This is a genomic window from Dietzia sp. UCD-THP (assembly GCF_000349585.1).
In the GTDB taxonomy this organism is placed as follows: domain Bacteria; phylum Actinomycetota; class Actinomycetes; order Mycobacteriales; family Mycobacteriaceae; genus Dietzia; species Dietzia natronolimnaea_A.
The window spans coordinates 126,422-151,552 of record NZ_KB714632.1 but is presented as its reverse complement, the minus strand read 5'-3'; the positions used below and the strand labels follow the sequence as shown (position 1 = coordinate 151,552).

Genomic DNA, 25,131 nt, shown 5'->3' with positions numbered 1-25,131 from the left:
GAAACCGTGATGATGCGACGCCGTCTCGCCGCGCTCGCCGCAGCCGGTTCGCTCGTGGTGGGTCTGGCGGCCTGCACCACGGACGACACCGGGAACGACACCGGGAACGACTCCGAATCGCTGGTGGTCTACTCGGGCCGCAGCGAGAACCTCGTCGGCCCGCTGTTGGCGCAGATCGGGGAGAGGACCGGTATCGACCTCGAGGTGCGGTACGCGAGCACCCCCGAGATGGCCGCCCAGATCGCGGAGGAGGGCCAGGCCAGCCCCGCCGACATCTTCTTCTCCCAGGACGCCGGCGCGCTCGGCGCGCTGTCCAAGGAGGGTCTGCTCGCGGAACTCGACGACACGACCATCGACGTCGTCCCCGCCGAGTACCGGGCCGCCGACGGGACGTGGGTCGCGACGAGCCTGCGGGCACGCGTCCTGGTCTACGACTCCGAGGCCCTGGAGGAGTCAGAGGTCCCGGACACCATCGACGCCCTCACCGAGCCCGAGTGGCGGGGCAAGGTCGGGTACGCCCCCACCAACGCCTCGTTCCAGTCGTTCGTCACCGGTCTACGGGTCGACCGCGGTGACGAGGCGGCCGAGCAGTGGCTCCGCGACTTCCTGGCCAACGAGCCGAAGACCTACGACAACAACAACGCGCTCCTCGAGGCGGCCGACACCGGTGACGTCCAGCTGGGACTGACCAATCACTACTACTGGTACAACACCGCCCAGGAGAAGGGCGAGGAGAACATGCGCGCCCGGGTGCACTACCTGACGCAGGGCGATCCCGGAGCGCTGGTCAACGTGGCCGGAGTCGGCGTGCTCGCCTCGTCCGACCGCCAGGAGGACGCCCTCCGGGTGGTGCAGGAACTCCTCGGCGAGCAGGCCCAGCTCTACTTCCTCGAGGAGTCCAGCGAATACCCGGTCGTGCCGGGGATCACCTCGGACGCCGTCGGACTGCCTCCCTTCGAGACCCTCGGCGGACCCGATATCGACCTCGGTGACCTGGACGGTCTCGAGCAGACCCAGCAGATGCTCACTCGCGTGGGCATGATCTGACAGGTTCGTCATAGACGTCCGTTCCCGTCTCCGTGGCGGCCGCCCCCTCCTCGGGGTGGCCGCCACTGTGGCGTGCTCCGCGGCCCTCATCCCGTTGGTCTACCTGATCATCCGCGCGGGGGAGCGCGGCCCGGCCTACGCCTTCGAGGTGGTCCGGTCCGGTCGGTCCGCCGAACTGCTGGTCAACACCGTCGTGCTGGTGGTCCTGGTCACCGCGGCGAGCGTGGTGGTGGGCGTGACCCTGGCGTGGCTGACGGTGCGGACGGACCTCCCCGGGGCCCCGGTCGTCGGAGCGCTGCTCTGCGTGCCGTTGGCGATGCCCTCCTACGTCCTCGGCTACCTGTGGGTCGCGGACTTCCCCCAGGTCCTGGGGCTGACCGGATCGGTCATCGTGTTGACGATCTCGTGTTACCCGTACGTCTACCTCCCCGCCGCCGCGGCACTGCGGACCGTCGATCCGGGTCTGGAGGAGGTGGCCAGGACCCTGGGGCGCGGGTCGCTCAGGGCCGTGCTCGGCGTGACGTTGCGTCAGATCCGGCCCGCGGTCGCGGCCGGGGCGCTGCTGGTGGCCCTGTACACCCTCTCCGACTTCGGGGCGGTGGCGATGCTGCGGTACGACGCGTTCACCGTCGGGATCTACCACAGCTACCGGGCCTCGTTCGACAGGGTGCCCGCGGCGGTCCTGGCCTGTGTGCTCATCCTGGTGGCGCTCGTGGTGATGGTGGGAGAGCGGCGGGCTCGGCGGGGCGAGGTGGCGAGAGTCGGCGCCGGGGTGGACTCTCTCCCGGACCGGGTCCGGCTCGGACGGCTCATGCCGCCGGCGCTCCTGGCGGTGGGGGTCGTCCTGGCCGGTGGCGTGCTCGCCCCGCTCGTCGGCCTGGTCCGGTGGGTGCGGGCCGCCGCCGAGGTCGACGTCTCGTGGGGTCCCGTCTTCGCGGCCGCGGCCACCACCGCGGGCGTGTCCGGCATCGCGGCGCTGGTGACGATCGTGCTGGCCCTGCCCATCGGCATACTCGCGGCTCGGTCGAACGGCCCGCTCGCCCGGACCACCGAGGCCGTCGCCCAGATCGGCTTCGCCCTGCCCGGGATCACGGTCGGACTGGCGGTGGTCTTCGTGGGGATCCGGTTGGTTCCCGGCCTGTACCAACAGCTCCCCCTGCTGGTGTTCGGGTACGTGGTGCTGTTCCTCCCTCTCGCCGTGGGTGTGGTCCGGTCCGCGATCGGCGCGATACCGACCGCTCTCGAGGACGCCTCGGGGGCGCTGGGGTCCGGTCGGTTCCGGACCTTCCTCCGCGTGGTCGCACCGCTGTCGATGCCGGGCGTTCTCGCCGGGGCGAGCCTGGTGTTCCTCAGCGTGGCCAAGGAACTGCCCGCCACCCTCCTGCTGCGCCCCACCGGAACCGAGACACTGGCCTCCGCGATGTGGGCTCACACCGAGGTGGCGGCCTACTCGCAGGCCGCCCCGTACGCCGCGATGCTGGTGGCCGTGGCCGTGATCCCCGCCGTGGTGCTCGGCAGGTCCTTCGGGTGGGGCGCGGGCGGTTCCGGGCGGGGCGTCCCGGTACGGACCGCACTCTCGGCTCGGTCTGAGGAGACACAGGCGGAGGAGACACAAGCGAGGGAGACACAGGTGAGTGCCGCATGACGGGCAGCAGGCGTCCAGGCGGCGTGCTCGAGCTCTCGGGGGTCGCGGGCGGGTACGGCGGCGCCACCGTCGTCCGGGACCTCGACCTGATCGTGGGCTCGGGTGAGGCGTTGGCCGTTCTCGGCGCGTCCGGTTCGGGCAAGACGACCGTCCTGCGCATGATCGCCGGGCTGCACCCGATCTCGGCGGGACGCGTCCTCGTCGACGGTCGCAGGGTCGACCACCTGCCCGCGCAACACCGCGGGATCGGTCTCGTCCCCCAGCAGGGCGCCCTGTTCCCGCACCTGTCGGTGGCCCGGAACGTCGGTTTCGGACTCGTACCGGTCGATCCGGTGGCACGGTGGCGTAGCCGCGCCGAGCGCGCCGGCCGGGTCCGCGAGGTCCTCGACCTCGTCGGACTGGCGGACCGTGCCGATGCCCGTCCCTCCCAGCTGTCCGGCGGTCAGCAACAACGGGTCGCACTGGCACGTGCGCTCGCCCCGGGCTCGGGGCTGATCCTCCTGGACGAACCGTTCAGCGCTCTCGACGCCGCTCTGCGGGGGCGTGTCCGTGCGGAGGTCTCGGCCCTGCTCGCGGAGTCCGGCGCGACGTCCGTCCTCGTCACCCACGACCGCGCCGAGGCTCTGGCCACGGCTGACCGGGTCGCGGTTCTCATCGACGGTCGCCTCGCGCAGGTCGACACGCCCGAGCGGCTCTACCATCACCCGGTGAGCCGTGAGGTCGCCCAGTTGGCGGGCGAGGTCGTCCTGCTCCCGGCCACCGCGGGCGGCGAGGTCGCGCAGACCATCATCGGCACCGTCCCGCTCGATTCGCCCGCGAACGGCGACGGAACCGTCCTGTGGCGCCCCGAGAGCCTATCGGTCCGACGGGTCGGATCAGAGGGCCACGGAGTGTGTACGGGCGTGGAGTTCGTCGGCGCGTCGACCCTCGTCCGGATGCGCTTCGACGGGACCGGGCAGAGCTTCGCGGTCCCGGTCTCGGGTGGCGGGATCGTCGAGGTGGGTGACCGGGTGGAGGTGACGCCCGCGCGGCCCGCCGTCTTCCACGCCGGGCCGCCGACCCCCGGCTGATCAGCTCTGTGTGTGATCAGCTCTCCGTGGCCGCCCATCCCAGGGTCCGTTCGACGGCGTCGTTCCACCGGCCCCACAGGCGCGCGCGCTCGTCCTCGGCCATCCGCGGTTCCCATCGCCGGTCCTCCCGCCACAACTCGCGGAGCCGGTCGGAGGAGTCCCACTGACCCACCGCGAGACCCGCGGCGAACGCGGCGCCCAGCGCGGTGGTCTCGGTGACCTCGGGCCGGATCACGTCGATGCCCAGGATGTCGGCCTGGAACTGCATCAGGTAGTCGTTGACCACCATCCCGCCGTCGACGCGCAGCGCGTCGGCGGTCTCACCGGCATCGGCGGCCATCGCATCGGTCATCTCGCGGGACTGGAACGCCGTGGCCTCGAGCGCGGCCCGCGCCAGGTGCGCCCGCGTGTGGAACCGGGTCAGTCCCACCAGCGTCCCGCGTGCGTCCGGACGCCACCGCGGGGCGAGGAGCCCGGAGAACGCCGGCACGAGGTAGCAGTCGCCGTTGTCGTCGAGGGATCTGGCGAGATCCTCGGTCTCCTCGGCACTCGAGATCACCCCGAGGTTGTCCCGTAGCCACTGCACCAGCGAGCCCGCCACCGCCACGGAGCCCTCCAGGGCGTACACGGGGTCGGCGTCCCCGAGTTGGTAGCAGACGGTGGTGAGCAGCCCGTTGTCGCTGAACTGCGGGGTGGTGCCGGTGTTGAGGAGCAGGAAAGCGCCGGTCCCGTAGGTGTTCTTGGCATCACCGGGGTCGAAGCAGGTCTGGCCGAACATGGCGGCCTGCTGATCACCGAGGATCCCCGCAATGGGGGTGCCGCCGAACATGCGCCGCTCGGTCACCTGACCGATCACCCCCGAGGACGGCACGATGTCGGGCAGCATCGCCCGCGGCACCCCGATCTCGCGGCAGAGCTCGTCACACCACTCCAGGGTCCGCAGGTCCATGAGCAGGGTCCGCGAGGCGTTGGTGACGTCGGTGACGTGCAGAGCCGGTTCGCCGTTGGTGCCGCCGCGGCGGCCGCCGGTCAGGTTCCACACCAGCCACGAGTCGATGGTCCCGGCCAGCAGCTCTCCGGCCTCGGCCCGCTCCGTGCCCCGCCGGCCCTCGGAATCGAGGTGATCGAGGATCCACCGGATCTTCGGACCCGCGAAGTACGTGGACAGGGGCAGGCCGGTGGCGGCCCGGAACCGGTCGTCCCCGTCCGGGTGTGCCGCGGCCAGCCGGGAACAGATCCCGGAGGTACGGGTGTCCTGCCAGACGATCGCGTTGTAGACCGGTTCGCCGGTCTCCCGCTCCCACACCACCACGGTCTCCCGCTGGTTGGTGATCCCGATCGCGCTCACCAGCGCCGGCTCGAGATCGGCGTGGCCGGCCACCTGGGCCATGGTGGTGCGCACGTTCTCCCAGATCTCCAGCGGGTCGTGTTCCACCCATCCGGCCCGGGGCAGGATCTGCCGGTGCTCGACCTGGGCGGTCGCCGCGGGCACCGGGAGACCGTCCTGGTCGAAGAGAATGGCCCGCGAGGACGTGGTCCCCTGGTCGATCGCGAGGATGAAGGTGTTACGCGTCACGTCGCCAGACTACGTCCGGCCGGGCGTAGAGTCGGGCGCGACCGGCCGGAATCCGATACCCGGCCCCGGAGGGAGCACGATGCCCACGAATAGATCTCGGTCCGTAATCGGCCCGGAACACCGGACCGAGGCGTGGCGGAAGCTCTCGGAGGAGTCCTTCGACCTCGTGATCGTGGGCGGTGGCGTGGTGGGCACCGGCAGCGCCGTCGACGCTGCGACCCGCGGCCTGAGCGTGGCGGTGGTGGAGGCGCGCGACTTCGCCGCCGGTACCTCCTCGCGCAGCTCCAAGATGTTCCACGGGGGGCTCCGGTACCTGGAGCAACTCGACTTCGGGCTCGTCGCGGAGGCCCTCCACGAACGCGAGCTGAGCATGACCCGGCTCGCCCCGCACCTGGTCAAGCCCCTGAAGTTCCTCTTCCCGCTCACCCGCCGGTTCTGGGAACGGCCCTACATGGCCGCGGGATTCGTCCTCTATGACCTCATGGGCGGCGCCAAGAGCGTCCCGCCGCAGAAGCACTACAGCCGTGCGGGTGCGCACCGGGTGGCCCCCGGTCTGCGCGAGGACATCGTGGTGGGTGGCATCCGGTACTGGGACACCCTGGTCGACGACGCCCGTCACACCCTCACCCTCGCCCGGACCGCGGCGCTCCACGGAGCGGTGGTCGCCAACTCCACGCAGGTGATCGGGTACCTGCGGGACGGCGACCGGGTGACCGGGGTCCGGGTCCGAGACGCCGAGACCGGAGCGGAGACCGATGTCCGCGCCGAGGTCGTGCTCAACGCGGCCGGGGTGTGGACGGACCATCTGCAGAAGATGCTGGGGGAGGTGGGCGGCTTCACGGTCCGTGCCTCGAAGGGGGTCCACATCGTGGTGGACCGTGACAAGGTCGACTCGGAGGCCGCCCTCATCCTGCGCACCGAGAAGTCGGTGCTCTTCGTCATCCCCTGGGGCGAATACTGGATCATCGGCACCACCGACACCGACTGGCAGCTCGATCTGGCACACCCCGCGGCGACGGGTGCGGACATCGACTACATCCTCGGGCACGTCAACGCCGTGCTCACGACCCCGATCGGGCGGGACGACGTCCGCGGTGTCTACGCGGGACTGCGCCCGCTGCTCTCGGGCGGGGCCGACTCCACCGCCAAGCTCTCGCGGGAACACGCGGTGATGCGCGCCGCGCCCGGGGCCGTGGTGGTGGCGGGCGGCAAGTACACCACCTACCGGGTCATGGCGGCGGACGCGGTCGACGCCGCGGTGGCCGAGTTGGGGCCCGAGCGCGCGGAGACCGTTCCGGCCTCGACCACCGATCACATCCCGCTCCTCGGTGCCGACGGCTACCCGGCGATGGTCAACCGCGCGGACCGGATAGCGGACCACTACGAGATCAGGGAGGAACAGGTCCAGCACCTGCTCGGCCGGTACGGTTCGCGCCTCGAGGACGTGCTCGACCTGGCCGCGGACCGCCCGGACCTGTTTGAGACCCTCGGCGGCGCCGAGCGCTACCTGCGGGTGGAGGTGGTCTACGCCGCGCTCGCGGAGGCCGCGCTGCACCTGGAGGACGTCCTGGTCCGCCGGACCCGGATCTCGATGGAGTACCAGCACGGAGGCGTGGCGTGCGCCCGCGAGGTCGCTCAGCTCATGGCGGGAGTGCTGGACTGGGATGCCGACCGCGTCGAGCGGGAGGTACGGATGTTCGAGCAGCGGGTCGAGGCCGAGCGGGCCAGCCAGGTGACGGAGTCCGACGACGAGGCGGATCACTTCCTTCGCGGCGTCCCCGAGATCCGCGAGTTCCTCGTGGAGGCGGCCGTCGATCCCGCCGTCGCCGAACCGGTGGTCGACCACCCGGGCTGACCGGGGCACGAACCCTACGGGGGAGGGGCGGGGAGGAGGGGCGGGCCGTGACGGCGCCCCCCAACATGAGACGACGGCGCCGCCCGGATGGGCGGCGCCGTCGTCTCAGTTGTGTGGGGTCAGCGGATCACTTGATCTCGCAGAGCACCGTGCCCTGGGTGACCGCGGCACCGGCGTCCACGGACAGGTCGGTGACGACGCCGTCCTTGTGCGCGGTGACCGGGTTCTCCATCTTCATGGCCTCGAGGACGGCGATGAGCTCGCCGGTCTTGACCTCCTGGCCCTCCTCGACGGCCACCTTGACCACGGTGCCCTGCATCGGTGCGGAGACGGCGTCCCCGGAGGCGGCGGCACCGGCGGCGCCACCACGGGTCCGTGCCTTGGCCTTGCGGCGGACGGTGCCCCCGTTGTGGGATCCGCCGAAGGCGAGGTCGCCGGGTAGCGAGACCTCGACGCGGCGGCCGTCCACCTCGACGACGACCTTCTTCCGCTCGACCGGCTCGTCATCGTCGGCGGGGGCGCCGGTGGCGCTCCACGGCTCGATCGGGTTGTCCCACTCCTCCTCGATCCACTTGGTGTAGACGTCGAAGCCCTTTCCGTCACCCACGAAAGCGGGGTTGGCGACGACGTGGGAGTGGAACGGGATGACGGTGGCCATGCCCTCGACCGTGTACTCGGCGAGCGCGCGGGCCGACCGTGCCAGCGCCTGGTCGCGATCCTCGCCCCAGACGATGAGCTTGGCGAGCATCGAGTCGAACTGTCCGCCGATGGTGTCGCCCTGCTCGACGCCAGAGTCGACGCGGACGCCCGGCCCACTGGGCTCGTGGTAGGCCGTGATGGTGCCGGGGGCGGGCAGGAAACCACGGCCGGCGTCCTCACCGTTGATGCGGAACTCGAACGCGTGGCCGCGCGGGGTCGGGTCCTCGGTGAACTCGAGGACCTCGCCCTCGGCGATCTTGAACTGCTGCAGGACCAGGTCGATGCCCGCCGTCTCCTCGGTCACCGGGTGCTCCACCTGGAGCCGGGTGTTGACCTCGAGGAAGGAGATGGTGTCGCCCTGGACCATGTATTCCACGGTGCCGGCGCCGTAGTAGCCGGCCTCCTTGCAGATGGCCTTGGCGGAGTCGTGGATCCGCTTGCGCTGCTCGTCGGTGAGGAACGGGGCGGGGGCCTCCTCGACGAGCTTCTGGAAGCGGCGCTGGAGGGAGCAGTCGCGGGTACCGGCCACGACGACGTTGCCGTGCTGGTCGGCGAGCACCTGCGCCTCGACGTGGCGGGCCTTGTCGAGGTACTGCTCGACAAAGCACTCGCCGCGGCCGAAGGCGGCGGTGGCCTCACGAGTGGCCGAGTCGAAGAGCTCGGCGACCTCCGACATCTCGTGGGCGACCTTCATCCCGCGCCCGCCACCGCCGAAGGCGGCCTTGATGGCGATGGGCAGGCCGTACTGCTCCGCGAACTTCACGACCTCGTCGGCATTGGCGACGGGGTCCTTGGTTCCGGCCGCCATCGGCGCATTGGCCCGCTCGGCGATGTGCCGCGCGGTGACCTTGTCGCCGAGGTCGCGGATGGCGCTCGGCGGGGGGCCGATCCAGATCAGGCCGGCGTCGATGACGGCCTGCGCGAAGTCGGCGTTCTCGGAGAGGAAGCCGTACCCGGGGTGGATGGCGTCGGCGCCGGACTTGGCGGCGGCGTCGAGGATCTTGTCGAAGACCAGGTAGGACTCCGCGGAGGTGGTGCCTCCCAGGGCGAAGGCCTCGTCCGCCAGCTTGACGAAGAGGGCGTCGGCGTCGGGCTCGGCGTACACGGCCACGCTGGCCAGGCCGGCGTCCTTCGCCGCGCGGATCACACGGACGGCGATCTCGCCGCGGTTGGCGACGAGGACCTTGGTGATGTGAGAGCTGGCATGACTGGGCACTCAGGGCCTCCTGGTGATGGACGTCTCTTAGACCGGTGCGCCCGGTGGGGGACCGATATTCTTCAGCAGTCTAATGAGAGGCCCCCCTCATGTGTGGGATTGGGGGTCCGTGAGCTGCCCCGTGGGGCCGGGTGCTTCGGGACTCGGCCTCTCTGACCTGCTGTTCAGGTGCGAAGCTCAGGCCGCCACACCTGGTGCGCGTGGATCCCGCCGTCTTCGAGGAGGCGGCGCAACAGCGGAAGACTGAGTCCGATGACACTCGACGGGTCGCCGTCGATCCGGTCGATGAACCACCCGCCGAGCGATTCGATGGTGAAGGCGCCCGCGCACTCGAGGGGCTCGCCCGTGCGGAGGTACACGTCGAGGTCGGCGTCCGACGGGGCGCCGAAGTGGACGGTGGTGTCGGAGGTGTCGGTCTCTCGCCCGGTGACGACGAGGGGTCCGTCCCCGGTGAGGTCGGCGAGCACGACGGCGTGTCCGGTGATGAGGACCCCGTGACGCCCGCGCATCTTCTGCCACCGCGCCATCGCCCGTTCGTAGGTGTGTGGCTTGCCCTCGAGTCGGCCGTCGACCAGGAGCATCGAATCGCAGCCCACCACGATGAGCGTGTCGGCACCCGCGGCACGGGCCTCGGTCGCGAGTGCCCCGCCCTCACGATCGAGGACGTCCTGCGCCTTGGCGCGGGCCAGTTCCTCCACCACGCGCACATGCGGGGTGCCCGCGGGGAGCGCGGCCTGGAGGGCGTCCTCGTCGACCTGCGGGTGTCGGATGAGCGGGTCCACGCCGGCCTGCTGAAGGATCCGCAGTCGGGACGGGGAGGCCGAAGCGAGGACGAACGTGATCATGGACCCAGCGTAGTCAGGGCCTCAGGCCCGCGACAGCAGCATGGTGACGGTGAGCGTGGTGGGCTCGAGCGCGCGCACCGAGTGCCGCAGCCTCGGTGTGAGGTGGAGTACCTCACCGGGCACCAGGATGACCGTGCGGTCGGGCAGGCCGAACTCCACCCGGCCCCGGAGCACCTGGACGAGGACCGGGTGGTGGGCCGCGTGGTCGCCGAGCTCATGACCCTCCCCGAATTCGAACGCCACGATCTTGGCGGACTCGTCCTCGTGCACAACGGAGGCCCGCGGCCGGTTCTCGAACGGCTCCTCGCGACCGATGATGTCGGTCAGGTGGGTGGCGGTGCCCTCGGTGGTCCCGGCGCGGCTGCCGTGGTCACGGTCGTCCCGCGTGGAGTCGACTGAGGTGGGGGCGGGGGTGGCGGGCTCGGGGGTGGTGGGCTCGTCGGACATTCGGCGCCTCCTGGCAGTTGGTGTACCCCAACCTACGGGCCGGGCGCCCGGTGTGGTTGCCGCGCAGCCGGTCCGCATCCGCCCGCGCGCCTGTACGGACAGACCGTAGCCGCCCCCGGCCCTGGACGCCCGCCTGCGCTTTGGTGCGCGCAGGCGGGCAGGGTCGGGGGCGGCTGTGTGGTGCTGCCGTGTGTGGGCCGGGTCAGTACTGGCGGCGGTTGAGGAACGACGTGGGGTTGTAGCCGAACGGAGGCCGCAGTCGGTCCTCGTAGGACCCCCAGTCGTCCTTGATGCCCGTGGGGAACTCGCCCTCGTGGACGGCGTTACCCTGCGCGGTCGCCAGTACGGCGGACAGGATGCCCACCTCGACCGCGGTGGGGTTGCCGCGCACGACCTGGAAGAACGGCGCCGCGGCCTTGTCGTCCGTGGCCGACTTCTCCGCGTCCTGCTGCTGCTCGGCGGCGGTCACAGCGGGATGTTCCCGTGCTTCTTGGCGGGCACCTCGACGACCTTGCGGTCGAGGAGGCGGAGTGCCTGGGCCACCTGCAGCCGCGTGTGCGACGGCGGGATCACGGCGTCGACATACCCGCGTTCGGCGGCGACGTACGGGTTGACGAGGGTGTCCTCGTACTCGGCCTGGAGCTTCAGGCGCAGCGCGTCGACGTCCTCGCCGTTGGCCGCGGCCTGCTTGAGCTGGTCACGGTAGACGAACCCCACGGCCCCCGACGCGCCCATCACGGCGATCTCGGCCGTCGGCCACGCCAGGTTGATGTCCGCGCCCATGTGCTTGGAGCCCATGACGTCGTAGGCCCCGCCGTAGGCCTTGCGGGTGATCACCGTGACCTTGCCGACGGTGGCCTCACCGTAGGCGTACAGCAGCTTGGCCCCGCGGCGGATGATCCCGTCGAACTCCTGCCCGGTTCCCGGGAGGAAGCCGGGGACGTCGACGAGGGTGAGGATGGGGATGTTGAAGGCGTCGCACGTGCGGACGAAGCGTGCGGCCTTCTCGGACGCCTTGATGTCCAGGCAGCCGGCGAACTGGGTGGGCTGGTTGGCCACCACGCCGACGCTGCGGCCCTCGACCCGGCCGAAGCCCACGATCACGTTCATGGCGAACTGCGCCTGGGTCTCGAGGAACTCGCCGTCGTCGACGATGTGCGAGATGACCTCGTGCATGTCGTACGGGCTGTTGGAGGAGTCCGGGATGATCGTGTCCAGCTCGTGGTCCTCCAGGGTGAGGTTGTCCTCGATCGCTCCCTCGGTCGGCGGGACCGGGAACCGGGGGGCCTCGGCACGATTGTTGCTGGGGAGGTAGGACAGCAGGTCCTTGACGTAGTCGAGGGCGTCCTGCTCGTCGCTCGCGGTGTAATGGGAGACACCGGACTTGGTCATGTGGGTGGTGGCACCCCCCAGTTCCTCCTGGGTGACCTCTTCCCCGGTGACCGTCTTGATGACGTCCGGGCCGGTGACGAACATCTGCGAGGTCTTGTCGACCATCACGGTGAAGTCGGTGAGGGCGGGGGAGTAGACATGCCCGCCGGCGGAGGGGCCCATGATCAGGGACACCTGGGGGATCACCCCGGACGCCTGGACGTTGCGGTGGAAGATCTCGCCGTAGAGACCGAGGGAGACCACACCCTCCTGGATGCGGGCACCGGCGCCGTGGTTGATGCCGATCATCGGGCGTCCGGTCTTGAGCGCCAGGTCCATGACCTTGACGATCTTCTCGCCGTAGACCTCTCCGAGCGAGCCGCCGAAGACGGTGGCGTCCTGCGAGAACACGCAGACGCTGCGGCCGTCGATGGTGCCGTAACCGGTGATGACACCGTCCCCCAGCGGCCGACGCTCGGCCAGGCCGAAGGTCGTGGCGCGGTGGCGGGCGAGGGCGTCGATCTCGACGAACGAACCCGGGTCGAGAAGGTTCTCGATCCTCTCGCGGGCCGTCATCAGGCCCTTGTCGTGCATCTTTTCGATCGCGGCCTGTCCCATCGGGGCGCGGGCTTCGTCGAGGCGCCGACGCAGTTCGGACAGTTTCCCGGCGGTCGTGTGGATGTCGGGCGTCGCAGCGTCGGTCGGGACGTCGTCACTCACGTCCGGTTCTGAGGCAGTCGTCATGTTGTAAGACTCTAACGACTCGGCCGGATGCGTGACGACGTGACCCGGCATACTGCCCCGCACCGGCGCCGCCGTCGGGCGGGGTTCGGACCTACTCTGGTCCTCGTGCACGCAGACACCCGACCCGGATCCCCGCGCCCACTCGACGTCGACGCCCTGCGGCGTGCGCTGGTCGGGACGCCGGACGCGCCCTACACCTCGCTCGAGGTGCTCGAGGAGACCGGGTCCACCAACGCCGAGTCGATCGAGCGGGCGGTCCAGGGTGCCCCGGACCGCAGTGTGCTCCTGGCCGAGTACCAGGCCGCTGGTCGGGGGCGACTCGGACGGACGTGGACGGCGCCGCCGCGGACGCAGGTGGCGCTCAGCGTCCTGCTGCGTCCCGGCGCGGTCTCCCCCGCCCTGTTCGGCTGGCTTCCACTGGTCACGGGGTTGGCGGTCCGCGATGGTCTGGTGGCCGCGGGCGGGGTGGACGCCACCCTGAAATGGCCGAACGACGTCCTCGTCGACGGGTGCAAGATCGCGGGGATCCTCTCGGAGATGACGACCGTGCCCGCGGAGGGCGACTTCAGCCTGCGGCTCCCGGCGCTGGTGGTCGGTCTGGGGATCAACGTGACGCTCACCCGGGAACAGCTGCCCATCCCGCACGCCACCTCGCTCGCCCTCGCGGGTGGCACCACCGACCGCGACGCCGTCGCGCGGGCGGTCCTCGAGGCCCTGGCACGCCGGCACGACCAGTGGCGCGGATGCGAGAGGGGGAGCGGATCGTCCATCTCGGACGCGCTCCTGGTCGAGTACTCGGGCGCCTGCTCGACGCTCGGAGCAGAGGTCCGCGTCCTGCTTCCGGGGGACGTCGTCCGGACCGGTCGGGCCGATCGTGTCGACAGGGAAGGCCGCCTCGTCGTCGTCACCCCGGAGGGAGAGGTGGCCGTGGCCGCCGGGGACGTCACCCACGTCCGCCCCGCCGACGACCGGTGGGGCGGCTGACCCGTGGGGTTCGTCCGTTCGGTTCTCGCGCCGGGGGAGACGCTGATCGTCCACAGTCACCCGCACTGGCGGGCGCTCGTGCGTCCCGGGTTGGTGACGGTGATCGGCGCCGGTCTCGCCGGGATCGCCGGGGGCTTCATCGAGACGCAGGTCGTCCACGCCGGCGACCGCGCCGCCACCTGGGCGATGGTCGCCGGGGTCTACCTCCTCGTGGTCCTGCGTTTCGGCCTGTGGCCCGCGCTGCGGTGGGCGCGCACCGATCTGGTGGTGACCGACGAGCGGGTGCTCTACCGGCCGGCGGGGTCGACCCGACGGTGTGTCGACGTGCCACTGCGTCGGATCAGTGCGGTGCGGTTCCGGCACACGCTCACCGACCGGGCGCTGGGCACGGGGTGCCTCATCCTCGAGTGCGGGCACCTGCCGCCGGTGGAGATCGACCACGTCCCCGGTGTGGCGGGCGTCCACGCCGCGGTCTACGACGAACTGCTCCGGCTGCCTCCCGTCCCCCCGCCCGGGCCGTCCGTCGCCCCGCCGCGCTTCCGCTGGGGCCTGCCGGGGCGTCGGTGACCCGGCGCCCGCACGTGAGAACATGGACCCCGTGAACGACGACTCGCGCATCCGCCGCAATCCACTCGGTTCGCCCGTCGTGGCGATGATCGGGGGTGGACAGCTCGCCCGCATGACACACCAGTCGGCGGTGGCGCTCGGCCAGACCCTCCGCGTGCTCGCCGCCGACCCGCAGGACCCGGCGGCACAGGTCACGCCCGACGTCGTCATCGGCGCCCACGACGACCCCGACGCGGTCCGCGGTGTCGCGGCCGGCGCCGACGTGATGACCTTCGACCACGAACACGTCCCCCCGGAGATCCTGGTGGAGCTCGAGTCCGCCGGGGTCGCGGTCCGGCCCCGGGCCTCGGCGCTCATCCACGCCCAGGACAAGCTGGTCATGCGACGGGCGCTCGCCGAGATCGGCGCACCCGTCCCGCCGTTCACGGCCGTGGACTCGGTCGAGGACGTGCGGCGCTTCCATGACGAGCAGCAGGGGCGGATCGTCCTCAAGTCCGCGCGCGGCGGCTACGACGGCCGTGGTGTGTGGATGCCGGAGTCGGTCGAGCAGGCCGAGCGGATCGCGCAGGAGCAGCTCGACGCCGGAGTGCCGATGATGGCCGAGGCGCGGGTGCCGTGGACCCGGGAGCTCTCCGCGCTCGTCGCCCGCTCGCCGTTCGGCCAGGGGGCGGTGTGGCCCGTCGTGGAGACGGTGCAGAGGGACGGCATCTGCGCTGTCGTGGTGGCACCCGCCACGGGATTGCCCGACGATCTCCGGTCCGCGGTCCAGGCCACCGCTCTACGCCTGGCGGAGCACCTCGACGTGACCGGGGTGATGGCGGTCGAGCTCTTCGAGGTCATCGGCGCCGACGGTCGCCCGGGAGTGCTGGTGAACGAACTGGCCATGCGCCCGCACAACTCCGGGCACTGGACCATGGACGGAGCCACCACCAGTCAGTTCGAGCAGCATCTGCGGGCCGTTCTCGACTATCCGCTCGGATCCACCGTCCCGACCGCCCCCGTGACCGTGATGGCCAACGTCCTCGGCGCGGCGGAGACGCCCGCGATGAGCATGGATGAGCGGGTCCACCACCTCGGGGCCAGGTTCCCCCACGCCAAGGTCCACCTCTACGGCAAGTCCGAGCGGCCGGGACGCAAGATCGGACACGTCAACGTGCTCGCCGACCCCGGTGTCGACCCGGATGACCCCGACCAGGTGGCCACGGTGCGCGCGGTGGCCGAACACGCCGCCCACTGGCTCTCCCACGGGGAATGGGCTGACGGCTGGGACCCCCACACGGGGCCGCCGGTCGGGGACTTCGACCGCTGACCCCATCTCTCCTCGGCATCTCTACTCGACGAAAAGGCATCGCAATGACCACACCCTCCGGTGGACCGCAGGTCGGTCTGATCATGGGCAGCGACTCGGACTGGCCCACGATGGAGGCCGCCGCGGAAGCGTTGGCCGAGTTCGGGATCCCCTTCGAGGTGGGGGTGGTCTCGGCGCACCGGACCCCGCAGAAGATGCTGGACTACGCCCGCTCGGCGGCGGGGCGGGGCATCCGGGTGGTGATCGCGGGCGCCGGGGGTGCGGCGCACCTGCCCGGAATGGTCGCCTCCGCCACTCCGCTGCCGGTCATCGGTGTGCCGGTGCCCCTGAAGCACCTCGACGGGATGGACTCGCTGCTGTCCATAGTGCAGATGCCGGCCGGGGTGCCCGTGGCCACCGTGTCGATAGGCGGTGCGCGCAACGCCGGGCTCCTGGCGGTCCGGATCCTCGCCGCCTCCGACGCGGAGCTCCGGTCGCGGATGGAGCACTTCCAGGCCGATCTGGAGGCGATGGTCGAGCGCAAGGACGCCGCGCTCCGCCAGAGGCTGCTCGGCTGAGTCCGGGAGCCTGCTCGGCTTAGCCCCCGCCGCCCGGGCAAGGGGGCGGTGTCCGGCTGGTAACTTGGGTGGTCGGGCGCGGCACGTCAGACCCCGCGGCGAGAACGACGGAGAAGGCGCGCCGTCGGGATCGCCGGGAGGGCCCCCGGACGGTGTCCGCCGCGCGATCAATACCGACGATTCCCTCTTGGAGGACCGCAGATGTCCGGTAACCCCGACTTCGACCTGTATCAGCCCGCGGAGGAGCACGAGGAGCTCCGCGCCGCGATCCGCGCGCTCTCGGAGAAGGAGATCGAGCCGCACGCCGCGGACGTCGACGAGAACGAGCGGTTCCCGCAGGAGGCGCTCGACGCCCTCAACGCCTCGGGGTTCAACGCCGTCCACGTGCCGGAGGAGTACGGCGGACAGGGCGCGGACTCCGTCGCCGCCTGCATCGTCATCGAAGAGGTCGCGCGCGTGTGCGGTTCCTCGTCGCTGATCCCCGCCGTCAACAAGCTCGGCACCATGGGCCTGATCCTCGCCGGGAGCGAGGATCTCAAGCAGAAGGTCCTGCCCGGGATCGCCGAGGGCGCCATGGCCTCCTACGCGCTGTCCGAGCGCGAGGCGGGGTCCGACGCCGCCGCCATGCGCACGCGCGCCCGCCAGGACGGTGACGACTGGATCCTCAACGGCGGCAAGGCGTGGATCACCAACGGTGGCAAGTCCACCTGGTACACCGTCATGGCCGTCACGGACCCGGAGAAGGGCGCCGGCGGGATCTCCGCGTTCATGGTGCACGCGGACGACGAGGGCTTCGGTGTGTCCAAGACCGAGAAGAAGCTCGGGATCAAGGGCTCACCCACCGCGGAGCTGTACTTCGAGAACGTCCGGATCCCCGGTGACCGGATCATCGGCGAGCCGGGCACGGGATTCAAGACCGCGTTGCAGACGCTGGATCACACCCGCCCCACCATCGGTGCCCAGGCCGTGGGTCTGGCGCAGGGCGCCCTCGATGCGGCGATCGCCTACACCAAGGAGCGCAAGCAGTTCGGCAAGGCGATCTCGGACTTCCAGAACACGCAGTTCATGCTGGCCGACATGGCGATGAAGGTCCAGGCCTCGCGCCTGATGGTGTACACCGCCGCCGCCAACGCCGAGCGCGGCAGTGCACCGGGCGGACAGAAACTGGGCTTCATGGCCGCGGCGTCCAAGACGTTCGCCTCGGATGTCGCGATGGAGGTCACCACCAACGCGGTGCAGCTCTTCGGTGGCGCCGGGTACACCCGTGACTTCCCGGTCGAGCGCATGATGCGCGATGCCAAGATCCCCCAGATCTACGAGGGCACCAACCAGATCAACCGCATGGTCATGGCGCGGCAGCTGCTGGCCTGAGCTGGGCTGGCCTGAGCCGGGCTGGCCTGAGCACCGAACCCCGCCGATCCGCCGCTCGCGAGGTCGGGTCCGCCACCCCCTCGCGGGGAGCGGATCCGGCGCGTGGGTGGCGGATCTTCTCGTCCGGGGGCGACCCGGTCAGAGGGTGAGAGTGGTCCGCTCCGTCGTGGCCACGTCGGCGACGCCCGGCGCATCCGCGTCTGAACCTGTGACGAGGACGGCGGAGCCGCCGGAGGCGAAGACCCGGGCGAGCACGGTGAGGGCGTCGTCTCGCTCGCGGCCGGCGACGAGCGCCCGGCCGGCCAGCGTCGGGTCCGCCAGGTCCTCCACCGTCCGGCCGTCGAGCGCGAACTGCCCACGCCCGGAGGGGACGAACGCGTCCGGGTGTATCCGGCACGACTCGGCCAGGTCGATGACCCCCGGGGGGACGGCCACGCCCGCCGCGCCCAACGGTCGGCCCATCGGGTCGGTGGTCATGAGCAGTGTCTCGACGTCGGCGGGCTGGCGGTCCAGGCGGTCGGCGGTCGTGATCACCGCCACGGCGTCCTCCGCCGGCCCGGTCCGCACCTCGGCCCCGGCCCACCAGGCGCCGAGGAGGACCCCGGCGGTGAGCCAGTGGGCAGGCAGGTCGCACACCACCGCGTCCCCGGGCGCCACGGCGACCTCGTCCCGCAGCAGACCGGCGATCTTGGCGGCCCAGTTGGCCGTGGAGACCACGGACAGCTCGATCCGCGACGGTGCCGCGAGGTCGTAGTGGGTGACCAGGGGCGCACCAGGGTCCGCCGCGAGTAGTGGCTGGAGCACGGTGTCTGCGGCGGTGGTCACGGGGCGTCCTCCGGCTGGTCGTTCGGGCGAGGTTCGGTCAGCTCACACAGCGGCTAATTCACACGGCGGCTAATTCACACGGCGGCTAATTCACACGGCGGTTAATTCACACAGGGAACGTCCGAGCCGCCGGCGTCGAAGGTCGGACGCTGTGCGATCGAGGGTGGCAGAGGTGCGTAGTCGGTGGTCTCGGGGGAGTAGGACTCGGTCGCGGTGGCATCCCCCGTGGGACCGCTGTAGTCCTCGGCCAGCACCACGCGGACCGCTCCGGGCGGCACCGCGGGATCCACCTGGACCGGCAGTCCGCCGAGTGCATCGGAGACCGCGAACGCGGCGGGGTCGTCAGCCGATCCCGCCGCGACGTGCGAGGTGTAGGCGGCGGCGGGATCGGTGAGCAGGTCCCCGACGCCGTACCCGAGTTCGGACAGTGAACCGGAGACCCGGGCGGCGAGCCCGTCGATCGCCGTCGTGTTGACCACCGACACCGTGAGGGCCGCGGGGTCGACGCCGGGCGTGCCGGTCGGGGTCTGGTCCTGGTCCTCTTCCGCGTCATCGGCACTGGCGAATCCGCCGACGAACTCCGCGACCTGGTCGGGGTCGACGGTGACGATGGACTCGCCCCACTCGGTGAAGGAGTCGATACTGGTCACCGGAATGGTCTCGAACCGGACGTTACCGCCGCTGATGTCCTGCAGTTTCATCGCGAAGTCGACGAAGTCCCAGTTCTCGTCGATGACGAACGAGCGTCGGGCCGCGTCGACGAGCGCTCCGAGCTTCGTCGGGTCGGCGAGGGTGCCCGCGGACAGGGTCTTCTTGACCAGCTGGGACATGAACGCCTGCTGGCGGACGATCCGGTCGAGGTCGCCTGCGGGCAGGTCGTGCCGCTGCCGCACGAAGCTCAGGGCGTCGGAGCCGGACACCGTCTGGACCCCGGCCCGGAAGTTCGCCCCGGAGAGCGGTTCGTCGACGTCCTCGTTCAGGCACACCGGGACGCCGCCGACGGCATCGGTGAGCAGCACGAATCCCAGCAGGCCTATCTCCGCGTAGTGGTCGGCCTGCACGCCGGTGAGATCCCGGATGGTGTTGATCAGCCCGTTGCGGCCGGCCTGGACGGCGTCCCGCTGGTCCTGCTCGGTGGGCGCGCCGTCGGGGGCCTCGGCCGCGGCGCGGTCCAGGTAGGTCTGCTTGTACCCGGCGTAGACCCCGTTGATCTTGCTGCCCCCGATCTCCCGGGTCTCCACGTAGGCATCCCGCGGAATGGAGATGGCGGTCGCCGAGCTCCCGTCCTCCGGGATCCGGATGAGCAGGATGGTGTCGGTGTTCTCACCCTCGTCCTCGCCGGTCCGGATGGTCGCGAGCTCCTCCTGGCTCAGCGCGTTGCCCTGGGCGTCGGTCCGGTTGTCCGTGCCGACCAGGAGGATGTCGACGGCGCCGTCGAGCCCGCCGTCCCCCATCTCGAGGCCGCCCGCCGAGGACAGGTCGGAGCTCAGACCGTTGAACAGCGACCAGCCCACACCGGTGACCAGGAGGCAGAAGACGGAGACGAGGGCGGCGAGGGCGCGGGCGATCCGCGATCCCACCGGACGCGAGGGGGTCGCGTGGCGCCGGCCCCGCCCCGGGGCGGGTGCGCGCCGGGGCGTCGCTGGTACCTCGGCGCTCATCCACCGTCCTTGTCGTCGAATCGGGGGCCGCGCGAGGCCGCCGAAGATTCCCCCACGGTACCGCGCCGCGCGCCGGGCGTCGGAATCGGCGTGCGGCGTCGTAGGGTGTTGCGGGTGACGACCCGACTGCCCGTCGTGACGGTGACCTATTCGCCCGGCGACCATCTGAGCCGATTCGTCGAGACCCTGCCCGGGTCCACGACGCGGCCGGTGGCGCTGGTGATGGCGGACAACGGCTCCACCGACGGCGCGCCCGAGGCCGCGGCGGCCGCGCACGACTTCGCCGAGTTCCTCCCGACGGGAGGGAACCTGGGGTACGGGACCGCGATCAACCGCGCCGTGACCGAGATCTCCCGGCGACCGGCCGATTTCGACCAGGAGTTCGTGGTGGTCGTCAATCCGGACGTGTGGTTCGAGCCGGGATCGGTGGACGCGTTGCTGGACGCCGCCGAGCGGTGGCCCCGGGCGGCGGCGTTCGGCCCCATGATCGCCGAGACGGACGGGTCCGTGTATCCCTCGGCCCGCGCCGTGCCGAGCCTCGGCGCCGGGATCGGTCACGCGCTGCTGGGCCCGGTGTGGCCCGGCAACCCGTGGACCGCCCGCTATCTCGATGACGCCGACATGGATTCCGAGCGGACCGCAGGGTGGTTGTCCGGGTCGTGCCTGCTGCTGCGGCGTGAGGCGTTCGACGCGGTGGGAGGGTTCGACGAGCGCTACTTCATGTACCTGGAGGACGTGGACCTGGGGGACCGGCTGGGCCGCGCCGGCTGGCACAACGTCTACGTGCCGTCATCGGTGATCCACCACGACCAGGGCCACGCGGCCAGGACCGTGCCGGAGTTCACCCTCCGGGCGCATCACCGCAGCGCGTACCTGTTCCAGGCGGACAGGCATCCGCATGCCTGGCAGGCCCCGTTACGCTGGGCCCTCCGCGCGGGTCTGGCGCTACGGTGCCGACTCGCGATCCGATCCGCCCGGCGTGGCCTTCGCTGACGCGGACGACGAGACCAACCACCGGCCCCCGGGCCGCGCCAGCGCGCGGCCCGGGGGCCACGACACCGGGAGCAGGACAGTGACCTCGACGACCCCCACCGGCGCCGCGCCGCGCGATCCGATCACAGACACCGAGGCGGTGGTCCTGGTGGGCGGGAAGGGGACCCGCCTGCGCCCGCTGACGATCTCGGCGCCCAAGCCCATGCTGCCCACGGCCGGTGTGCCCTTCCTCACCCATCTGCTCTCGAGGATCCGGGCGGCGGGCATCCGGCGGGTGGTGTTGGGTACGTCGTTCAAAGCCGAGGTGTTCGAGGAGCATTTCGGTGACGGGTCCGATCTCGACCTGGAACTGACGTACGTGGTGGAGACCGAGCCGCTGGGGACGGGCGGCGGCATCCGCAACGTTCTGGACGAGCTCACCGCCTCGACGATCATGGTGTTCAACGGGGACGTGCTGGGCGGTACCGATCTCACCCGGATCCTCGACCTGCACCACGCCAGGAACGCCGACCTGACGATGCATTTGGTCCGGGTCTCCGATCCCCGGGCCTTCGGCTGTGTGCCGACCGGTGACGACGGCCGGGTCCTGGAGTTCCTGGAGAAGACGCAGGACCCGCCGACCGATCAGATCAACGCCGGCTGTTACGTCTTCCGGCGCGAGTTGATCGCGCAGATCCCCGAGGGCGTCCCCGTCTCGGTGGAGCGCGAGACCTTCCCGCAGCTGCTCGCCGAGGGCAAGCGGGTCTACGGTTTCGTGGACTCGGCGTACTGGCGGGACATGGGCACGCCTGAGGACTTCGTCCGCGGGTCCTCGGACCTCGTCCGCGGCATCGCGCCGTCGCCTGCACTCGAGAGTCATCACGGCGAGGCGCTCGTCCATGAGGGTGCGGGGGTCGGCGCCGGGGCGGTCCTCATCGGGGGGACCGTGGTCGGTCGCGGCGCCGAGATCGGGGCCGGAGCCCGGCTGGACGGCGCCGTGGTCTTCGACGGCGCCCGTATCGAGGCCGGGGCGACGGTCGAACGGTCGATCATCGGCTTCGGCGCGCGCATCGGGCACCGGGCGCTGATTCGCGACGGGGTGATCGGCGACGGCGCGGACATCGGTGCGCGTTGCGAGCTGCTGCGCGGGGCCCGGGTGTGGCCCGGGGTCGTGATCCCCGACGGCGGGATCCGCTACTCCACGGACATGTAGCTCCGCTACTCGACGGACAGGTAACCGTCCCCGGCCGGGCGCGGGGCCCGGGGTGCGACCGGATCGGCCGGGACTCCCACGGCCACCGCCCCGAGGGGTCGCCAGGACGCGGGCAGGGCGAGCTCGCGGCGGGTGGTGTCGGCGGCGAAGATGGTCGATCCCACCCAGCAGGATCCCAGTCCGCGTGCGGCGAGGGAGATCAGTAGCGACTGGACGGCAGCGCCACCGGCCACGGTGAACATGGTCTCCTCGCAGGCGTTGCGCCGTGGGTCCGGGTAGTCGTGGGCGCCGGCCGAGTCGTCGACGAACGGCGCGATGAGCTCGGGGCAGGTGCGGAGGAGATCGCCGCGGGCGAGGCGGCGGGCCAGGATGTCGCCCGAGTGGCCGTCCGCCCGCAGGTCCGCCTCCCAGTCCGCGCGGAGTGCGTCGAGCAGCCGGTGACGCGCGGCGCCGGAGACGCGGACGAACCTCACGGGCGTGCTGTGGTGTGGGGCGGGCGCGGTGAGCGCGTCGGCCACCGCGTCGGCGAGCACCTCCGCGGGGACGGGCTCGTCGGAGAACCGCCGGACCGAGCGACGGCCGGGCACGGCCTCGCGACGGCCCTGTTCCCGACCCTGCGCCAGCGCCTCCGCGGTGCCCAGCCTGAACAGGTCCGATCCGCTGTCCCGGATGAGGTCGCGGGCCCGACTCGGGGTATCGGTCCGGTCGTCGTCGTCATCCACCAGCAGGTGCCCCACCCCTCGCACCACCGCGACGGGACGGGCGCCCAGCTTCCCCTTGACCAGGTCGGCCGCCGCGGCGATCTCGTCGGCCACGGCGACGTCGGTGACGAACAGCTCGTTACCCTGCCGGTCCACGGCTCCGTCGTAGCCGACGGACACGCGCAGGCCGGCGGCACCGATCGCCACGTCGGTCTGGCCGGTGCGCCAGGCGCGGCCCATGGTGTCGGTCACCACCACTCCCACGCGCACTCCGGTCAGTCGGCGCAGGTCCCGGGCGAGGGCGGCGGCGGAGCCGTCGGGGTCCTCAGGGAGCAGGGCGAGCTCGCGGGACTCCACGTTGGAGCCGTCGACCCCGGCGGCGGCCTGGACGATGCCCAGTCGGTTCTCCGTGATCAGGGTCCGGTTGACCCGTGCCACCACCCGCACTGACTCCTCGTCGACGAGTCGGCGGCGCAGGGCGTCCCGCTCGTCGGGGTCGGTGGGCGCGGGCACGATCCGCCCCTCCGTCTTGGACAGCACCTTGGAGGTGAGCACCACGACGTCGCCGTCAATCAGACCGTTCGGGTCGTCGGTGAGCGCGCCGGCGAGGATCCGGGCGAGGTCGTCGCCCGGTCGGAACTCCGGTAGTCCGTCCGGTGCCCACAGTCGGATGTCGGACGGGGCGGCGTGCTCGCCCGCCCACCGCCGGATCTCGGGGACGGCGTCGTCGGTCATCGCCCCGCCCGCGCGGGGACCTCGAGTCCGGCCAGGTCGATGGCGGCGGCCGCCATCCGAGCGGTGGCGTCCGGATCGGTCATGAGCAGCGGCGCCTCGCGGACGGCGATACCGTCCACCTCGCCGTCCCCGCCCCCGGCACCACCGGCCGGACCGTCGCCGGGGGCCACCAGCCACCCGTCGAGCAGCCCCGTACCGGACCGGGCCCCGAAGTGGCGGGCCACGGCAAGGGCGGAGGTCTCGACCCCGATCGCGGTGAGGCACGCGTCGGCCATCCCGCGCAGCACCGCGCCGCCGATCACGGGGCTGACCCCCACGACCGGCGCCGAGGTGGACCGCAGCGCGGCCCGGATCCCGGGGACGGCGAGGATCGCGCCGACGGAGACCACGGGGTTGGAGGGGGCGACGACGACGAGGTCGGCCTCCGCGATGGCCTCGAGGGTCTCCGGGGTGGGCCGGGCCGCGTCGGCGCCGATCTGCACGAACGCCGAGGCCGGCAGCTGCGCCCGGTGGCGGACCCACCACTCCTGGAAGTGGATCGCCCGCTCGCCGGATCCCTGCTCGTCGTCGGGACCGTCGGGGACCACGACGTGCGTCTCACAGCGGTCGTCGGTCACCGGCAGCAGCCGGACGCCGGGCGACCACCGGGTGCACAGCGCCTCGGTGATGTCGGTCAACCGGTATCCGGCACCCAGCATCTGCGTACGGACCAGGTGCGTGGCCAGGTCCTTGTCCCCGAGACCGAACCAGTCGGGCTGGACGCCGTAGGCGGCGAGTTCGTCGCGGCAGTTCCACGTCTCGCCCGCGTGACCCCACCCGCGGTCGGGATCGATGCCCCCGCCGAGGGTGTACATGCAGGTGTCGAGGTCGGGGCAGATCCGGACACCGTGCATCCACGCGTCGTCGCCGACGTTGACCACCGCGTCGAGGCGGTGTGTGGGATCTACTCCGGGCAGCGGGGTTCCCCCACCCGCGGGAGCAGGGTCCAGTCCGAGAAGGCGACGTGCGCCGAGCAGGAAACGGGCGCCACCGACGCCACCGGCCACTACACAGATCCTCACGTCGACCAAGAGTAGTGACGGGGTCGCGGCGCGGACAGGGCGGCCGGGCGTTCCGGCCGCCCTCTCCGATGCGAGGGTGTTCCACGCCACACTGGATCCGGCGTGTCATTGCGGCCGACGGTGGACGGAAATGCTAGATATCCCCGATTTCGCTTGACCTGAACGACTCGCATGTGTGTAATCACAGGTGTGTCATTCGTATCTGAGCGGCACGCGGGGCCGGGCAGACGCACGAGCGACGAGCAACGTAACACGAGGGGATGACCGTGGATCGACAGTCACGCACCGCAGCGGGACCCGAACTGGCCCTGGTCGACCTCGGCACCGGCGCGCTCTTCGTGGAGGACGAGGAGGAGAGCTGGCAGGAGCGGGCACTGTGTTCGCAGACCGATCCTGAGGCCTTCTTCCCGGAGAAGGGCGGCTCCACCCGCGAGGCCAAGAAGATCTGCACGGGATGTGAGGTCAAGGCGGAGTGCCTGGAGTACGCCTTGGCCAACGACGAGCGATTCGGCATCTGGGGTGGACTGTCAGAGCGCGAACGGCGACGGATCAAGCGTGACGCCGTGATGTGAGCGTGCCCCACTGATGTGAGCGTCACCCACTGACTCGAGTCCGCTCGTGCGGATCAGTCTCGCCCGATCAGCTCTCGCCGAGTCAGTC

Annotated in this window: 22 protein-coding genes; 12 read left to right on the top strand and 10 right to left on the bottom strand. The window is 71.3% G+C overall.

Annotated elements, in window-relative coordinates; translation table 11 throughout:
• Nucleotides 1–9: 9 nt before the first annotated feature.
• Genes H483_RS28235 through H483_RS28225 form a run of 3 tightly spaced genes read left to right on the top strand, consistent with a single transcriptional unit; the run spans nucleotide 10 to nucleotide 3,762 of the window.
• Nucleotides 10–1,047, top strand: a complete 1,038-nt coding sequence (locus H483_RS28235) for an iron ABC transporter substrate-binding protein (RefSeq protein ID WP_017836660.1) — start codon at nucleotides 10–12, stop codon at nucleotides 1,045–1,047.
• Between the two features lie 55 nt (nucleotides 1,048–1,102).
• Nucleotides 1,103–2,692: an iron ABC transporter permease gene (locus tag H483_RS28230; protein WP_238556278.1), complete on the top strand. Its 1,590-nt coding sequence runs from the start codon at nucleotides 1,103–1,105 to the stop codon at nucleotides 2,690–2,692.
• A complete protein-coding gene (locus tag H483_RS28225; RefSeq protein ID WP_031264831.1) occupies nucleotides 2,689–3,762 on the top strand; it encodes an ABC transporter ATP-binding protein in 1,074 nt (357 codons plus the stop codon). Before H483_RS28230 ends, H483_RS28225 begins: the two co-directional genes overlap by 4 nt.
• Nucleotides 3,763–3,778: 16 nt before the next feature.
• On the opposite strand, the gene glpK is transcribed toward H483_RS28225, so the two are convergent.
• Nucleotides 3,779–5,338, bottom strand: coding sequence for a glycerol kinase GlpK (gene glpK / locus H483_RS28220; protein ID WP_017836657.1), 1,560 nt, complete (start codon nucleotides 5,336–5,338; stop codon nucleotides 3,779–3,781).
• A gap of 79 nt (nucleotides 5,339–5,417) precedes the next feature.
• Between glpK and H483_RS28215 the strand changes: the two genes are divergently transcribed.
• Entirely contained in the window at nucleotides 5,418–7,193 is a 1,776-nt protein-coding gene (locus tag H483_RS28215; RefSeq protein WP_017836656.1) for a glycerol-3-phosphate dehydrogenase/oxidase, read from the top strand.
• A 127-nt stretch (nucleotides 7,194–7,320) separates the two neighbouring features.
• Here H483_RS28215 and H483_RS28210 read toward each other — a convergent pair whose 3' ends face one another.
• From H483_RS28210 to H483_RS28190, 5 genes are all read right to left on the bottom strand, one after another.
• Nucleotides 7,321–9,108, bottom strand: a complete 1,788-nt coding sequence (locus H483_RS28210; protein WP_017836655.1) for an acetyl/propionyl/methylcrotonyl-CoA carboxylase subunit alpha — start codon at nucleotides 9,106–9,108, stop codon at nucleotides 7,321–7,323.
• A gap of 164 nt (nucleotides 9,109–9,272) precedes the next feature.
• The gene (locus H483_RS28205; RefSeq protein ID WP_017836654.1) at nucleotides 9,273–9,953 is read right to left on the bottom strand and encodes a nucleoside triphosphate pyrophosphatase; all 681 of its coding nucleotides are present in this window, start codon (nucleotides 9,951–9,953) and stop codon (nucleotides 9,273–9,275) included.
• A gap of 21 nt (nucleotides 9,954–9,974) precedes the next feature.
• Nucleotides 9,975–10,400 (bottom strand): cupin domain-containing protein, encoded by a 426-nt coding sequence (locus tag H483_RS28200; RefSeq protein WP_017836653.1) that lies wholly within the window; start codon nucleotides 10,398–10,400, stop codon nucleotides 9,975–9,977.
• Nucleotides 10,401–10,602: 202 nt separating this feature from the next.
• Entirely contained in the window at nucleotides 10,603–10,869 is a 267-nt protein-coding gene (locus tag H483_RS28195) for an acyl-CoA carboxylase subunit epsilon (protein WP_017836652.1), read from the bottom strand.
• Nucleotides 10,866–12,515, bottom strand: a complete 1,650-nt coding sequence (locus H483_RS28190) for an acyl-CoA carboxylase subunit beta (protein ID WP_031264830.1) — start codon at nucleotides 12,513–12,515, stop codon at nucleotides 10,866–10,868. Before H483_RS28190 ends, H483_RS28195 begins: the two co-directional genes overlap by 4 nt.
• A 105-nt stretch (nucleotides 12,516–12,620) precedes the next feature.
• Between H483_RS28190 and H483_RS28185 the strand changes: the two genes are divergently transcribed.
• From H483_RS28185 to H483_RS28165, 5 genes are all read left to right on the top strand, one after another.
• Nucleotides 12,621–13,499: a biotin--[acetyl-CoA-carboxylase] ligase gene (locus H483_RS28185; RefSeq protein WP_017836650.1), complete on the top strand. Its 879-nt coding sequence runs from the start codon at nucleotides 12,621–12,623 to the stop codon at nucleotides 13,497–13,499.
• 3 nt (nucleotides 13,500–13,502) lie between these two features.
• Nucleotides 13,503–14,066 (top strand): PH domain-containing protein, encoded by a 564-nt coding sequence (locus H483_RS28180; protein WP_017836649.1) that lies wholly within the window; start codon nucleotides 13,503–13,505, stop codon nucleotides 14,064–14,066.
• Between the two features lie 22 nt (nucleotides 14,067–14,088).
• On the top strand, nucleotides 14,089–15,375 hold the full coding sequence (locus tag H483_RS28175; protein ID WP_017836648.1) for a 5-(carboxyamino)imidazole ribonucleotide synthase: 1,287 nt from the start codon (nucleotides 14,089–14,091) through the stop codon (nucleotides 15,373–15,375).
• Between the two features lie 44 nt (nucleotides 15,376–15,419).
• Entirely contained in the window at nucleotides 15,420–15,932 is a 513-nt protein-coding gene (purE, locus tag H483_RS28170; RefSeq protein ID WP_017836647.1) for a 5-(carboxyamino)imidazole ribonucleotide mutase, read from the top strand.
• A gap of 201 nt (nucleotides 15,933–16,133) precedes the next feature.
• Complete coding sequence (locus tag H483_RS28165; RefSeq protein WP_017836646.1) at nucleotides 16,134–17,303, top strand: acyl-CoA dehydrogenase family protein; 1,170 nt, start codon at nucleotides 16,134–16,136, stop codon at nucleotides 17,301–17,303.
• Nucleotides 17,304–17,441: 138 nt separating this feature from the next.
• Here H483_RS28165 and H483_RS28160 read toward each other — a convergent pair whose 3' ends face one another.
• Both H483_RS28160 and H483_RS28155 read right to left on the bottom strand, forming a co-directional pair.
• Nucleotides 17,442–18,128, bottom strand: a complete 687-nt coding sequence (locus H483_RS28160; RefSeq protein ID WP_017836645.1) for a TIGR03089 family protein — start codon at nucleotides 18,126–18,128, stop codon at nucleotides 17,442–17,444.
• A 101-nt stretch (nucleotides 18,129–18,229) separates the two neighbouring features.
• Nucleotides 18,230–19,789, bottom strand: a complete 1,560-nt coding sequence (locus tag H483_RS28155; protein WP_031264828.1) for an LCP family protein — start codon at nucleotides 19,787–19,789, stop codon at nucleotides 18,230–18,232.
• A 114-nt stretch (nucleotides 19,790–19,903) separates the two neighbouring features.
• Here H483_RS28155 and H483_RS28150 point away from each other — a divergent pair, with 114 nt between their 5' ends.
• Both H483_RS28150 and H483_RS28145 read left to right on the top strand, forming a co-directional pair.
• Entirely contained in the window at nucleotides 19,904–20,782 is an 879-nt protein-coding gene (locus H483_RS28150; protein WP_017836643.1) for a glycosyltransferase family 2 protein, read from the top strand.
• Nucleotides 20,783–20,861: 79 nt separating this feature from the next.
• Nucleotides 20,862–21,974, top strand: coding sequence for a sugar phosphate nucleotidyltransferase (locus H483_RS28145; RefSeq protein ID WP_238556277.1), 1,113 nt, complete (start codon nucleotides 20,862–20,864; stop codon nucleotides 21,972–21,974).
• Nucleotides 21,975–21,979: 5 nt separating this feature from the next.
• On the opposite strand, the gene H483_RS28140 is transcribed toward H483_RS28145, so the two are convergent.
• Nucleotides 21,980–23,410, bottom strand: coding sequence for a coenzyme F420-0:L-glutamate ligase (locus tag H483_RS28140; protein ID WP_017836641.1), 1,431 nt, complete (start codon nucleotides 23,408–23,410; stop codon nucleotides 21,980–21,982).
• Nucleotides 23,407–24,471, bottom strand: coding sequence for a 2-phospho-L-lactate transferase (gene cofD / locus H483_RS28135; RefSeq protein WP_031264825.1), 1,065 nt, complete (start codon nucleotides 24,469–24,471; stop codon nucleotides 23,407–23,409). The genes H483_RS28140 and cofD overlap by 4 nt, the downstream gene beginning before the upstream one ends.
• A 260-nt stretch (nucleotides 24,472–24,731) precedes the next feature.
• On the opposite strand from cofD, the gene H483_RS28130 reads away from it, so the two are divergent.
• Nucleotides 24,732–25,043, top strand: coding sequence for a WhiB family transcriptional regulator (locus H483_RS28130; protein ID WP_017836639.1), 312 nt, complete (start codon nucleotides 24,732–24,734; stop codon nucleotides 25,041–25,043).
• Nucleotides 25,044–25,131 lie beyond the last annotated feature (88 nt).

What these genes read in the sequence shown, in the direction of transcription:
- H483_RS28235 (WP_017836660.1), top strand. Translation starts at nt 10, where the DNA reads ATGATGCGACGCCGTCTCGCCGCGCTCGCCGCAGCCGGTTCGCTCGTG.
- H483_RS28225 (WP_031264831.1), top strand. Translation starts at nt 2,689, where the DNA reads ATGACGGGCAGCAGGCGTCCAGGCGGCGTGCTCGAGCTCTCGGGGGTC.
- H483_RS28215 (WP_017836656.1), top strand. Translation starts at nt 5,418, where the DNA reads ATGCCCACGAATAGATCTCGGTCCGTAATCGGCCCGGAACACCGGACC.
- H483_RS28205 (WP_017836654.1), bottom strand. Translation starts at nt 9,953, where the DNA reads ATGATCACGTTCGTCCTCGCTTCGGCCTCCCCGTCCCGACTGCGGATC.
- H483_RS28200 (WP_017836653.1), bottom strand. Translation starts at nt 10,400, where the DNA reads ATGTCCGACGAGCCCACCACCCCCGAGCCCGCCACCCCCGCCCCCACC.
- H483_RS28190 (WP_031264830.1), bottom strand. Translation starts at nt 12,515, where the DNA reads ATGACGACTGCCTCAGAACCGGACGTGAGTGACGACGTCCCGACCGAC.
- H483_RS28175 (WP_017836648.1), top strand. Translation starts at nt 14,089, where the DNA reads ATGGACCCCGTGAACGACGACTCGCGCATCCGCCGCAATCCACTCGGT.
- purE (WP_017836647.1), top strand. Translation starts at nt 15,420, where the DNA reads ATGACCACACCCTCCGGTGGACCGCAGGTCGGTCTGATCATGGGCAGC.
- H483_RS28165 (WP_017836646.1), top strand. Translation starts at nt 16,134, where the DNA reads ATGTCCGGTAACCCCGACTTCGACCTGTATCAGCCCGCGGAGGAGCAC.
- H483_RS28155 (WP_031264828.1), bottom strand. Translation starts at nt 19,789, where the DNA reads ATGAGCGCCGAGGTACCAGCGACGCCCCGGCGCGCACCCGCCCCGGGG.
- H483_RS28140 (WP_017836641.1), bottom strand. Translation starts at nt 23,410, where the DNA reads ATGACCGACGACGCCGTCCCCGAGATCCGGCGGTGGGCGGGCGAGCAC.
- H483_RS28130 (WP_017836639.1), top strand. Translation starts at nt 24,732, where the DNA reads ATGACCGTGGATCGACAGTCACGCACCGCAGCGGGACCCGAACTGGCC.